Genomic DNA, 12,711 nt, shown 5'->3' with positions numbered 1-12,711 from the left:
CATAGCATTGTTTCCCCCCTAGGATTACGCAGCTCTATTTATTAGTATCTAAGACTTCATGAAATCTTGATGTGATAATACTGTCGTAAACTTGTGATTTTTTCTCCAAAAAAGTGTGATATGAATTACAGACTATTCAAAATGTTTAGAATAAAAGTCTGGGTCTCTCAATCCCAGATCCGGGCCAATCTGTTGGGCTTAATTGGCGCAATTGCCTTATCCAGCCTAGGTTTTCCTGCTCTTGCTGAATTGCGACAATGGCAATACGATCCTATTAAAACCGAATTAGAGTTAATCCTTCAAGGGGCGATCGCCCCTCACTACTTCATTTTAGAGAACCCCCTGAGAATTATTGTAGAACTACCCGATACGCAAATTCAAGAGCCAGTAGAGCAAAATATTTACCCAGGCTTGATTCAGCAAATTTCCTTAGAGCGTTTAGACACAGAGAAAATACGGTTAATTTTAGTCCTGTCGCCTGGAGTAACATTAGCTCCAGAGGGGGTGGCGATCGCATCCTATCCCACATCTGACGGACTGTATAAAACCGCGATCCGTCCTTTGATCGCTAACCCAAGCTCAAGATCGGACTTAACTCTGCCTCCAGCTACCTTTGAACCGCCAGCCAATCAGCCCCTAGTCTCTGTTCCTCCCCTGTTTCGCCGTCAGTCTCCACCCCAAACCCCAGACATTCAAGAACCGACTCCCGGAGCATCAGCCGCTTCCCTGGTTACTCAACCGGCATCCGTGGAAACTACACCCGATTTAGTGGGCATGAGACGGCGATCGCAGCCTCAAAACCTAGCCCCTAGCTCGGATATTCCCCCCATTGGTTCTACGGTGATTCCGGAGATTCAATTTGGACAAGACCTACCCTTCTCGAATACCGCGATCGGAATTGCCCAAAGTCCTAGATCGACTGTGCCTCGTGGAACTCTTTTAAAACTGAGGTATCCAGGGCCAAAGAGCCTGGTTCTGACTCCCGGTATTCCTTTACAAGAAGTGTTAATTCTTCATGAAGCGATCGCAGATTGGCCGGGGGGTTTACGGATGCCAGTGGGAACGCGGGTGATTGGACAATTTGAAACCCAAGGGCAATACACTCGCTTTCAAGCCACCACCCTGGTTTTGGGAGGCGATCGCACCTTTCCTCTACAAGGACAATCCGATCCCCTCATTTCTCCCATTATTGAACCGGGACAGGTGATTGAGGTTCGTTTAGGGGGGTAGGGGGATGGGGAGATGGGGGGATGGGGGGATGGATGGGAGTGCGAGCATCTTGCTCGCTATTAACCTCCAATGCTCGCTGTTAACCTCCAATGCTCGCTGTTAACCTCCAATGCTCGCTATTAACCTCCAATGCTCGCTATTAACCTCCAATGCTCGCTGTTAACCTCCAATGCTCGCTGTTAACCTCCCATACTCGCTGTTAACAACCTCCAATGCTCGCTATTAACCTCCAATGCTCGCTGTTAACCTCTTAATTGTTAATTGTTTATTGATAGAACGAGCGAGTTATTGATAAAACGAGCGAGCGAGACGCTCGCACTCCATACTACAATTGTGCTATACCTTTTGGGGTAATATCTATATAATCTTGTGCAACTGCTCAGGGAGAGAGAGCCTATCGATACTATCTACGGCAACATTCAAGGATTGAAGCCGAGTCAACTGAAACAACTGCAACGGCTGTATCATCAACGGCTACCAGGCGATCGCCTAACTACGTCCGAATTTGCCCAGCGCGTTGCCGCCATTAGCTCAGATATTAATCAACCCGTCTGTAGCTACATTAACCGTCGCGGTCAAGTGATTCGCGTGGGAGTTGGGAGTCCCCACCAAACCCAGATCCCCCCCCTGGAACTGCCTCGATATGGCATGGAGCGACTGAGCGGTATTCGCTGTATTGCCACTCAACTCAAGCAAACACCTCCCAATAAGTCAACCCTGACAGCTATGGCTTTGCAGCGCTTGGATGCTTTGGCGGTGTTAACCCTCAGTGGTGGGGGTTCCTATCGCAGTGGGAAAGGGGCAACAGGATATGTGAAATCCGCCTATCTCGCCCATTTAATTGCCGATCCCGAACTGAATTGGATTCTTTCTCCTCCGGTGAGTTTGGAGCAATTGACCGATTCGGATTTTCTGGACTTGGTGGAAGGGCTGGAAAATGAATTTCGCAAAGAAGCGGTTGCTCAAGCAGTTGATTCGGAACAAGACCGGGTATTATTGGTGGGCCTACAAGTGGATCGAGTGAGTCCAGAGCGGTTCTCAGAAGGGTTGCAAGAGTTAGCCCGACTGGTGGAAACGGCTGGCGGTATGGTTTTGGAGACGATGCAACAGAAGCGATCGCAGCCCCATCCGCAAACCGTTGTCGGTAAGGGTAAGGTTTCGGACATTGCTTTAACCGCTCAAACCCTAGGAGCAACCTTAGTGGTATTTGACCGAGATTTATCCCCGGCTCAGGTGCGAAATTTGGAAACCCAAATCGGTATTCGGGTTTTAGATCGTACTGAGGTGATTTTGGATATTTTTGCCCAACGGGCCCAGTCCCGTGCCGGGAAGCTTCAGGTGGAATTAGCTCAACTGGAGTATATGTTGCCTCGGTTAACGGGGCGCGGTCAAATGATGTCCCGGTTGGGGGGTGGTATTGGAACTAGAGGCCCAGGGGAAACGAAGTTAGAGACAGAGCGGCGGGTGATTTCGCGGCGCTTGTCGCGGTTGCAACGGGAGGTGAACGAACTGCAAGCTCATCGAGGGCGGTTGCGTCATCAACGGCAACATCGGGAAATTCCGGCGATCGCCATTGTCGGCTATACTAATGCTGGTAAATCCACCCTACTCAACACCCTAACCAATGCCGAAGTTTATACCGCAGACCAATTATTTGCCACCCTAGATGCCACCACCCGTCGGTTAGTCGTTCCCCATGCAGTAAGTGGAGACCCGCAAACGATTCTGGTAACGGATACGGTTGGATTTATCCATGAACTGCCCCCACCCTTGGTGAATGCCTTTCGAGCCACCTTAGAGGAAGTTACCGAAGCCGATGCCTTGTTACATTTAGTCGATCTGTCCCATCCTGCATGGGAGCAACAAGTAGAGTCAGTGACCGCACTATTATCGGATCTGGCGATCGAACCTTGTCCTAGTTTGATGGTGTTTAATAAAATCGATCAGGTTGATGGTGATACCCTGGCTCTAGCTCAAGAGTATTATCCCCAAGCTCTATTCATCTCAGCCAGCCAGCGTTTAGGACTGGAAACCCTCCGTCATAAAGTTGGTCAACTGGTACATTATGCAGCCCATCAAAGTTGAAGAGGGGAGGGGGAGCATCTTGCTCCCTAAAAGCTTAAAAGGAGGGGGAGCATCTTGCTCCCTAATATCAAGTCCGGTTTCCGCAAGCGGACATGAAAATTTTTTAAGAAGCGGGCAAGATGCCCGCACTCCTCGAATTCTTTGATATGACTGGAGTGGGAGCGTCTCGCTCCCTGGATTTTTAATTAGGGTATTTCCGCTTCGCAGACATCAATAAGCGAACTTGATATAAAAGCCTAAAAGGAGGGGGAGCATCTTGCTCTCTATCGTCATTTACGATAATGACTGGGAATCGGAAAAGCGGGCATTTCCACAAATTCGCGAACGGTTTGGAAATATTCTTCCCCTGCTAAGGGGGCGACAGTGGTATGAGCGCCAGGGGGAAAGAGCCAGAGTTTTTTGGGTTCAGGTGCAGCCGCAAACAGTTCTTCACTCATAAAGGGGGGAACATCGGTATCTTGCAGCCCATGAATGAAGAGGGTGGGCATTTTTAAGTGAGGAACTTTTTCAAGGGAATTAAATTTATGTTGCAATAGGAGATCGATGGGTAAGATGTTGAGTAAGGGATAGCGATAATCCCCCATACGCCGTAGGGAGGTAAACGATCCTTCAATGATTAAATGGGAAATGTCGGGGTGTTTAGTGGCTAATTCAATGGCGATCGCGCCCCCTAGGGAATGACCATACACCACAATATGCTTGGGGGCTATTCCTCGCTCGTTAACCAGGTATTGCCAGATGGTCTCTATGTCTTCATAAATCTGTTTTTCTGTGGGAAATTTTCCCTTAGATTGACCGTATCCTCGATAATCGAAGAGGAAAACCGAAAACCCTAGATGGTAAAATCGTCCGGAGTGATATACATTTTCACCAATGTTATCAGAGTTCCCATGGAGATAGAGGAGTACGCGGTTACTTGCAGAATTGGGAATCCACCAGCCATGTAACTTTACTCCCGGTTCCACGGACTCTACCCAAACCTCTTCATAGTCTAAGCCGATATCGACTGGGGTGCTAGTGATTTCTTCTAGGGGGAAAAAAATTAACCGGGTTTGGGTGGCCCAATAATACCAACATGCAGTGCCATAGGCGATCGCCAAACCGGCCAAAATAATCCATAGTCCTTGATGCAATAGGGCCATCAACATGATTCTAGGGGGAATAACAACAAACCAAGAGCAACCCCGTGGTTATTCTTTCTCTTTATGGTACAGAAGAAGAATCTAACCCCGGAGTTGTCTGGACTAGAGAGAGGGTTGTTTTAAGTGCCAGCTTGTGGTTTGCTCGTAGGCATGGGCAACTTGCAGTAATAAATCTTCCCGCAATACATCTCCAATCAGTTGCAGTCCAATGGGTAGTCCCTGTTGATCGAATCCACAGGGAAGGCTTAAGCCTGGCAAACCGGCTAAATTGACGGGAATGGTCATTAAATCTGAGAGATACATGCTAATGGGATCTTTGGTTTTTTCTCCCGCCTTAAATGCGGTGGTGGGAGCAGTGGGGGAAACCAATAAATCAACGGCAGCGAATGCTTTTTCAAAGTCCTGTTTAATTAAGGTGCGTACCTTTTGGGCTTTGAGATAATAGGCATCATAATATCCGGCCGATAGGGCATAGGTTCCGATCATAATCCGCCGTTTGACTTCGGGGCCAAATCCTTGGGCGCGGGTTTGTTGATACATGGAAAGCAGATTATCACCTTCTTGGGCGCGGAATCCGTATTTTACGCCATCATAGCGGGCTAAATTGGCGGATGCTTCGGATGGCGCAATAATGTAATAGGCGGGTAAGCCATAGCGGAAGTTGGGACAAGAGATGGTTTGAATTTCTGCACCTAAATCTTGCAAATGGCTAATGGCTTTTTTTACGGCTTCATCGACTTCTGGATCGAGTCCTGCGCCAAAGGTTTCGGTGATGATGCCAATTCTTAAGCGACCTTTGGATCTGAGGTTAGGCTTGAGTAAATCGGCATAGTGGGGGATTTTGACATTCAGACTGGTGGAGTCTTTGGGATCGTAACCGGCGATCGCCTCTAAGACAATGGCTGCATCTTCTACACTACGCCCAAAGGGGCCAATTTGATCTAAGGATGAAGCATAAGCGACTAATCCATATCGAGAGACTAAGCCATAGGTTGGTTTTAAGCCGACAATGCCGCAAAAGGAAGCCGGAAGGCGAATCGAACCCCCCGTATCCGATCCGAGGGATACCGGGCATTCTAAGCCAGCTACAGCCGCCGCCGAACCCCCGGATGAACCCCCTGGAACGCGGCTTAAATCCCAAGGGTTAGCGGTGAGTTGATAGGCGGAGGTTTCGGTGGAGCTACCCATGGCGAATTCATCGAGGTTGGTTTTACCTACAATGACTGCTCCTGCATCCTTGAGCTTTTGGGTAACTGTGGATTCATAGGGGGGAATGAAGTTCTGGAGAATTTTGGAGGCACAGGTAGTGGGGACTCCAGGGGTACACATATTATCTTTAATGGCGATCGGAATCCCCGTCAATGGCCCGATCTCTTCTCCGGCTGCTATTTTTTCATCAACAGCTTTGGCTTGGGCTAATGCTTGTTCCCCCATCACCGCCAAGAAACTATGGAGCTTCGGTTCTAGGGTTTCGATGCGATCGAGAGCCTCTTGGGCCAATTCTACAGCCGATCGCTTTTTTGTCACAAGCTGTTGGTGCAACTCGCGGATGGATGCCATGCTTCTACCTTCTCTTTTTGCGATTGAGCGTTTTAAATCCTACCAAGATAGGGGGATGGGGGGATAGGGGAATGGGGGGATAGGGAGAATGAAAGGGTTAAACATCATGAATTTTTAAGTTTTAATCGCCTCCACTCGCAAACGGCAATAGTCAGCAAACCAGGTATTCTCTTGATAAAGATGGCGATGCAAAATTTTTTTGCCATCACCCTTGACAAACTTGTATTATGCTTGTAGTATAGTGAATGTAGAGGGCAAGGAGGTCAGATAGGTCTCGCCTAAACCCTCGCAGTTGAACCTAGAAAACTGAATAAACGGAATGTTTCCTTAAAGGGTTAGTTAATAACGGTTTAGGAGTTAGAAACAGTGTTTCTATCATATCAACGACTGTGGAAAACAGTCAAGCCCGATCCAGTGAAGGAGTCCAACTCCAAGGATCAAAACGGTAAACCCTCTCTAGGTTTGCCCAGCAAAACTCAACTTACATCCATTTATTTTTTAGAACGTCGCTCTTTTTTATAATCTCTCAAAGGAGGGGTCAAGATGGTACATATTCGATTTGAAGGACGCTCCTACGATATAACTGAAACCCAACTAGAAATTAACGCCAGCATGAATGATACCGTCCTCAAAGATCGAATTGCCCGTCATCTTGATGTTGGAGTTTATCGCTTAAATGATTATGTTATCGATCGCCGCCCTAGTGGTGACATTATTATCCGTCCTGAAGCGGTTTATGGGTAAATTTCCCTCTCCCTGACTCTCTCTCCCACTGCTCTGCGGAGTGCGTAGCCTGTCCGCAGGACAAACGTCTCGCTCGGTACAGAAAAGTAGCGACCAAGAGAGAAAGGTAGCGACCAAGAGAGAAAGGTAGCGAGCAAGAGAGAAAGGTAGCGAGCAAGATGCTCGCACTCCACTTGAGGACAATCTACTCCCAAAAATAACCACAGAGGTGAACCATGAAAGCACCAAACTGTAGCGAAATTTGTCCTTGGGTTCGCAATACCCAAGACCTAGACCATTACATTTGCCTCAAGTGCGGTCAGGAGCGTTTTTTGAACAAAATGAAATCGAATCAACCCCCATTAGGATTACTGATTTTGATGGTAATGGCGATTCTTTTCACCGTCTTGGTTCAAGAAAGAAAAACCCCCGAACAAGCCGCGCCCCAACTGGACGCACTAAGCACCCCTTAACCCTTGTACCGTACCCTAACGGGTTCAGCATACATAATGTCTCTTAAACAGACAGTGTGGGTTCGAGTCCCACCATCCGCCCTTATCTTGGCGGATGTCGCTCAATTGGTAGAGTAACAAAATCTAGCTGAATTGACTTGTACGGTACAGCCTTAAGGAATAGATTCACACCGCGCCCTAACTCAAAAAGCTTACATATTAGCTCATTTGGTAGAGCATTCGACTGTTAATCGACTGGTAGCAGGTTCAACTCCTGTATATGTGCCCAACGCTTTTTTGACTTGCGCGGTGTGACCTTTATTCCTAACCCTTTTTCTATTTTTCTCCCCTATTTACAGGGTTACAAAATACAAACTTTACCGATTAGTGTAGGGTGGGCACTGCCCATCCTACCCAATACTTCTCTGATCGATCAATCTTTCTGGGTTCTGTAATTACAGTCATTTCGCGCCCTTACTCATCAAGCTTACATACTAGCCAAATGGAAAAGGCACTTGATTTAGGCTCAAGCACATGCGGGTTCAAATCCCGTGTATGACCAAACAGCTTGTTGAACTTGCGCGAAATGACCTTTTTTTTAGAGGCTGGTAACGGGTAAATCATTTTTAATTTTTAATTTTTAATTTTTAATTGACCCCGCGCCCTAACCCCGATCGCCTACATACTTCTCCACCAACTGAATCGGTGCGTACTTGGAGTTGTACGCTGCGAGCCTGAGCCGATATTAGCAGGCATAACCGGCGATCGCCACTTGCGCGGTAATGTTATGGATACTTCCTGCTGCTATTCCCTACATTTTGATCCCCCTAAATCCCCCTTAAAAAGGGGGACTTTCTTAACTGCCCCCCCTTTTTTAAGGGGGGGGTTGGGGGGGATCTCTTGCGAAGGAAACCCTATATAAAAGTTTGTCTGATATCCCTAGGAGATAAACCATGGTAAACATGAAAGATGCAGAACAAGATCTGCGTTTGGAGATGCTCAACTCCTTGCTCACCACTCCCCACCGGAAATTGCAAGAAGTGGCTGAACTCCATGACCTTTTGGTACAACTTGACCCGCTTTTTTACGGTCACTTGGCCGTATGGTATCAGCACAATGGGGATGTGCGCGACCATAAGGAAGTGTTTGTGGGTTCTTTGCTCACCAGCCAACTGCCAGAACACCGTAGCGCTGGGTTTGTGATGTTGCAACAGTTCCCCCCTTACCAAGTGGCGCGGGTGGTGGACTTTATGAAGCAATTTCAAAATAAAGTGCCTCGGTGTGCGCGGACGGCAGTGACTCGCTATCTGCGGAAGCGGGAAGGTAACCCGAAACTGTTTGATCGGGCGGCTTTGCGGGGTCGCAAGGCGATGAAACATCTGTATGCTACATTGCACATCAAGCCCAATGAACGGGCGAATGCGGTGTTGTTTAAGGATAATCCGCCAGAGGATAGTTTGGCGTTTGCCCTCAAGCAAGTGGCAAAGGCGGCAACTCCCGCAGAGCAAGCGCAACTGATTGTGAAGCATGGTATTCCCTATACTATTGCGATTGGTGCGGTTAAACAAGTTACACCGACGGTGTTAGTGGCACTGATTCATGCCATGTCGCCTCAAGAGGTGATTAATAACCTGAACTCCTTGAAACAACGGGGAGCGATGGAGCATCCGGAGGTGAAGGCGCTGATTGATGAGAAGCTCGAAGCGGCTCAAAAGGCGAATCGGGTTTCGGCACTGAAGGCGCAGGTGGCATCGAATGCTACGGAACTGGATACGGAAACGATCGCGAAGCTAGAGGCGATCGCCAACACTCAAGTGAAAAAGCGGGGCAACATTGTTAAACCCACTGCTTTGCTGGTGGACAAATCTGGTTCTATGCATCGAGCGATCGAAGTCGGTAAGCAGCTTGCTGCCTTGATTTCCGGCATTACCACGGCGGATTTGTTTGTCTATGCTTTTGATACCATGCCTTATGAAGTCAAAGCACAAGGCAAGGAACTCACCGACTGGGAAAAAGCCTTTAAGCACATTAATGCTGGAGGTGGAACCAGTATCGGCTGTGGTGTAGAAGCCATGCGGCGCAACCGTCAACGAGTAGAACAAATCATCCTGGTGACTGACGAAGGAGAAAACAGCTCTCCCTACTTTGTAGATGCCTTGGATGCCTATCGTCAAACCATGCAGATCCTACCCAATGTAATCATTGTGCGGGTGAACTCTAGCTATAACTGGGTAGAAGGGCAGTTAAAGAACAAGAAGATGCCCGTAGAAACCTTTACCTTCAAAGGTGACTACTACTCTCTGCCCAACCTAGTGCCTCTGTTGTCCCGTCCCTCTCGGTTGGAGCTTTTGATGGAAATCCTTGAAACTCCTCTACCCGTAAGGCAAGACTAACTTAAAACCTCCCTATTCCCTGGGGAGGTTTTTCTGTGTCGTTATAATTTTTTGTAATATTTAAATCCCGTCGCCTATTTGAGTGAAATCTATCCGCGATCCGAAATAGATGGGTAAACCTATGCAACCGGTCAAAAGACCAATCACCAAAGCCCGATTGGGTGATACTGTTTTATTTAAAGGAGGTAAATAGTCGAGAAGTTGGAGTAAATCCATACGCGAACCTACACTAGGTCTACACATTGACGATCATATTATACATGCTATTAGGGAAGCAATCGCTACAATTATGGAGATTGTCGAGATTGCTTCATTCCACTGCGTTCCATTCGCGCTTCGCGTTTCACGCAAGCTTCGCTTTTCATGTCCGCGAAGCGGAAACGCAATGACATAGTGTAACTGATTATTCGGACTTAATATTACAATAAAACCCAGACTGATTGTTTTGAGAGCTTATGGCAACCATCACTTTAGAAGTTCCCGACGAACTCGTTCCCCATCTTAATGCTTTAGGCGATCGCCTTCCCACTGTACTACAACAATGCTTACAAGCCCCACTCCCTAACCACGTCTATCACTACATCCTCGACTTCCTTGCCAATCGTCCGACTCCTGAAGAAATTGCCACTTTCCGGCCGACTCCAGAAATGTGCGATCGCCTGCAAATCCTTCTCCAGCGCAGTAAAGCTGAAACCCTCACTCCAGAAGAACAAGCAGAATTAGACGAATACGAACGTATCGAACATCTGATTGTAATGCTCAAAGCGGGTCATTTATCCCATCTCACTACAAGCACATGAGTTATATTCCCACAGCATTACGTCGTCTGGTGACAGAGCGAGCTAAACATTGCTGCGAATACTGTCAACTTCCCGATAACGTGGGGTTTTATCCCCACGAATTTGACCATATTATTGCCCAAAAACATGGCGGCCGTACAGAAGCCGATAATTTAGTGTTAGCCTGTTGGCGATGTAACCGCCATAAAGGAACAGACTTAGGTTCATTTGACCCGGAAACGGGGAAATTTAGCTTTCTGTTCAATCCGCGCACTCAATCTTGGTCGCAGCATTTTCGGCAAGAAGACGGAGAAATTTTTGGATTAACCCCAGAAGGAAGAACGACTGCTTTATTATTACAGTTGAACCAGCCTGACCGGATTACAGAACGTAAACTTCTAGAAAATTAGGTGTTGCTTTTGGCGATCGCCACTAACACAGCATAACATAGACTCTGAGGTAAACCATGAATGCACAATTGTCATTCTGACAAAAGACAAGGATAATTGAGGCGAACAGAGTAGGGGATGATCGCTGAGGTTCGTGCTAGGATTAGGGAAACTATAAAAAAATCTCAATTCCCCTGAAGTATTGAAAAGTGTAACATGAAAGCAATTACAGCAACTGGAAAAATTGATCAATCAGGTCAATTGTCTTTAGATGCCCCAATTCAAGAGACTCTACCGAAACAAGTACGAGTCATTATTGTTTTTGAAGAAACTGAGGGAGAAGCCAATCAACTCTGGGGGAAAATTGGTGAATATCAAGCCATTCCGATAATCTCATCCCAACAATTACAACAAGAATTAAAGCAGGATTTGACAGAATCTGGTTACGATTCAAGAGAGAAAATCATCCAACTGGTTCAGGACGTTAAACAGGAAATTTATCAAGAGCGTCAAGATAAACCATTTTAGATAATATGAGTTTATCGATGACATCATCTCGAATATGATGTTGCTTGCGGCGATCGCCTTCCCATAGCTGCTATAAATTTATAAAGCAACTGATCTGTCTACGTTATGATCGATATGCAACATAGTGTATGGACATCAACTATGCAAACCATCGACATTGGAACACTCATTATTAGGTCGCCAGAGATTTTGGGTGGTCGTCCTCATATTACAGGCACAAGAGTTTCAGTCCAACGTATCGCAGCTTGGTATAAAATGGGACTTAATGCCGAAGAGATTTCTGAGCGCATGGGCAATTTGAAACTTGCACAAGTTTATGCTGCTCTAACTTATTATCATGCTAATCAGTCAGAAATTGAAGAATACCTCATGGCTGAGAAATTGAATTACGAGCAGTTATCAGCAATGAGGCAACAGTCCCTATGAATTTAATTAGGCTGTTTATTGATGAAGATTCAATGGATCAGCGATTTGTAAATGCCTTAGAGTCCAGAGGAATTGATGTTATCACTGTTGGTGAGGCTAGAACCATCGGCTTTAGTGATGAAGAGCAGCTAATTCTGGCAACTGAACAAAACCGGGTTTTGTATACCTTTAATGTTGGTGATTTCTGCCAGTTGCACAATCAGTATATCTCTGAGGAAAGAATCCATGCTGGGATTATTATCTCTTCACAAGCTTATTCTATTGGAGAACAAATGCGGCGAGTGCTTAAATTGATCTCAGCTAAAACTGCTGAAGATATGCTCAATCAACTGGTGTTTCTAAGTGCCTACAGTGAAGATATCTATAGCTAGTCTCAATGAATTGTGCAATTGGAAATGCCCTCTCCCTAAATCCCTCTCCCACAGGAGAGGGACTTCTGCTCCCCTTCTCCTGCGGGAGAAGGGGCTGGGGGATGAGGGGCAGATTATATACTCATTTAGGTTTGCTATAAATCAATACTGTCTAACAACAAGGAGGTAAAATTTAATGCCAGATCTGAATGATTCATTATTGTCAAGAATTACGTTCGATCGCCAGATCTTTGCTGGCAAGCCAATTATTCGAGGGATGAGAATTTCCGTTGCCATGATTTTAGAGTTGTTGGCCAAAGGAGCATCAATGCCAGAGATTTTAGAGGATTATCCTGACCTCGAAATCGCTGATATTTATGCTGCTCTGTTCTATGCCTATCGTCTCATCGATAGTGAAGAAATAATTGATAGATCGATGGCATCATAAAATCATGAAATTTTTGCTCGATGTCAATGCAAGTGGTTCGTTTGTTTCTAAGTGCCTACAGTGAAGATACAGCGCAAAGCGCTGTATCGGTGGACAGTAGGAAAAGATCCCCCCTTGCCCCCCTTAAAAAGGGGGGAATAGGAAAGTCCCCCTTTTTAAGGGGGATTTAGGGGGATCAAGATGTCCCACATAACAGCGAAAACTGC

General features: G+C 46.5%; 13 protein-coding genes and 2 tRNA genes. 13 read left to right on the top strand and 2 right to left on the bottom strand.

Annotated features, from left to right (window positions below):
- Positions 1 to 141: 141 nt before the first annotated feature.
- Together PMG71_RS14195 and hflX are read left to right on the top strand one after the other, a co-directional pair.
- Positions 142 to 1,230, top strand: coding sequence for an AMIN domain-containing protein (locus PMG71_RS14195; protein WP_283754356.1), 1,089 nt, complete (start codon positions 142 to 144; stop codon positions 1,228 to 1,230).
- Between the two features lie 396 nt (positions 1,231 to 1,626).
- A complete protein-coding gene (hflX, locus tag PMG71_RS14190; protein WP_488199581.1) occupies positions 1,627 to 3,315 on the top strand; it encodes a GTPase HflX in 1,689 nt (562 codons plus the stop codon).
- 269 nt (positions 3,316 to 3,584) lie between these two features.
- On the opposite strand, the gene PMG71_RS14185 is transcribed toward hflX, so the two are convergent.
- Positions 3,585 to 4,463 carry an alpha/beta hydrolase gene (locus PMG71_RS14185; protein ID WP_283754354.1) on the bottom strand — a complete coding sequence of 293 codons (879 nt, stop codon included), beginning with the start codon at positions 4,461 to 4,463 and terminating at the stop codon, positions 3,585 to 3,587.
- Between the two features lie 96 nt (positions 4,464 to 4,559).
- Positions 4,560 to 6,017 (bottom strand): Asp-tRNA(Asn)/Glu-tRNA(Gln) amidotransferase subunit GatA, encoded by a 1,458-nt coding sequence (gene gatA / locus PMG71_RS14180; RefSeq protein WP_283754353.1) that lies wholly within the window; start codon positions 6,015 to 6,017, stop codon positions 4,560 to 4,562.
- A gap of 543 nt (positions 6,018 to 6,560) precedes the next feature.
- Here gatA and PMG71_RS14175 point away from each other — a divergent pair.
- The 11 genes from PMG71_RS14175 to PMG71_RS14125 all read left to right on the top strand — a co-directional run bounded on the left by PMG71_RS14175 (position 6,561) and on the right by PMG71_RS14125 (position 12,505).
- Positions 6,561 to 6,761, top strand: coding sequence for a hypothetical protein (locus tag PMG71_RS14175; RefSeq protein ID WP_283754352.1), 201 nt, complete (start codon positions 6,561 to 6,563; stop codon positions 6,759 to 6,761).
- A 215-nt stretch (positions 6,762 to 6,976) separates the two neighbouring features.
- The gene (locus PMG71_RS14170) at positions 6,977 to 7,213 is read left to right on the top strand and encodes a hypothetical protein (RefSeq protein ID WP_283754351.1); all 237 of its coding nucleotides are present in this window, start codon (positions 6,977 to 6,979) and stop codon (positions 7,211 to 7,213) included.
- A 192-nt stretch (positions 7,214 to 7,405) separates the two neighbouring features.
- Positions 7,406 to 7,481 (top strand) — tRNA-Asn (locus PMG71_RS14165).
- Between the two features lie 201 nt (positions 7,482 to 7,682).
- Positions 7,683 to 7,754: transfer RNA gene (locus PMG71_RS14160), tRNA-Leu, on the top strand.
- Between the two features lie 400 nt (positions 7,755 to 8,154).
- Positions 8,155 to 9,585, top strand: a complete 1,431-nt coding sequence (locus PMG71_RS14155; protein ID WP_347179290.1) for a vWA domain-containing protein — start codon at positions 8,155 to 8,157, stop codon at positions 9,583 to 9,585.
- Positions 9,586 to 10,040: 455 nt separating this feature from the next.
- Positions 10,041 to 10,385, top strand: a complete 345-nt coding sequence (locus PMG71_RS14150; RefSeq protein ID WP_283754349.1) for a hypothetical protein — start codon at positions 10,041 to 10,043, stop codon at positions 10,383 to 10,385.
- The gene (locus tag PMG71_RS14145; RefSeq protein ID WP_283754348.1) at positions 10,382 to 10,774 is read left to right on the top strand and encodes an HNH endonuclease; all 393 of its coding nucleotides are present in this window, start codon (positions 10,382 to 10,384) and stop codon (positions 10,772 to 10,774) included. Before PMG71_RS14150 ends, PMG71_RS14145 begins: the two co-directional genes overlap by 4 nt.
- A gap of 195 nt (positions 10,775 to 10,969) precedes the next feature.
- Complete coding sequence (locus PMG71_RS14140; protein ID WP_283754347.1) at positions 10,970 to 11,281, top strand: hypothetical protein; 312 nt, start codon at positions 10,970 to 10,972, stop codon at positions 11,279 to 11,281.
- A 141-nt stretch (positions 11,282 to 11,422) separates the two neighbouring features.
- Entirely contained in the window at positions 11,423 to 11,707 is a 285-nt protein-coding gene (locus tag PMG71_RS14135; protein ID WP_283754346.1) for a DUF433 domain-containing protein, read from the top strand.
- Positions 11,704 to 12,078 (top strand): DUF5615 family PIN-like protein, encoded by a 375-nt coding sequence (locus PMG71_RS14130; RefSeq protein WP_283754345.1) that lies wholly within the window; start codon positions 11,704 to 11,706, stop codon positions 12,076 to 12,078. The genes PMG71_RS14135 and PMG71_RS14130 overlap by 4 nt, the downstream gene beginning before the upstream one ends.
- A gap of 175 nt (positions 12,079 to 12,253) precedes the next feature.
- On the top strand, positions 12,254 to 12,505 hold the full coding sequence (locus tag PMG71_RS14125) for a DUF433 domain-containing protein (RefSeq protein WP_283754344.1): 252 nt from the start codon (positions 12,254 to 12,256) through the stop codon (positions 12,503 to 12,505).
- Positions 12,506 to 12,711: the final 206 nt, after the last annotated feature.

It is taken from the genome of Roseofilum acuticapitatum BLCC-M154 (genome assembly GCF_030068475.1).
GTDB lineage: Bacteria > Cyanobacteriota > Cyanobacteriia > Cyanobacteriales > Desertifilaceae > Roseofilum > Roseofilum acuticapitatum.
The sequence above is the reverse complement of the archived record's forward strand: the minus strand, read 5'-3'. Positions and strand labels throughout refer to the sequence as shown.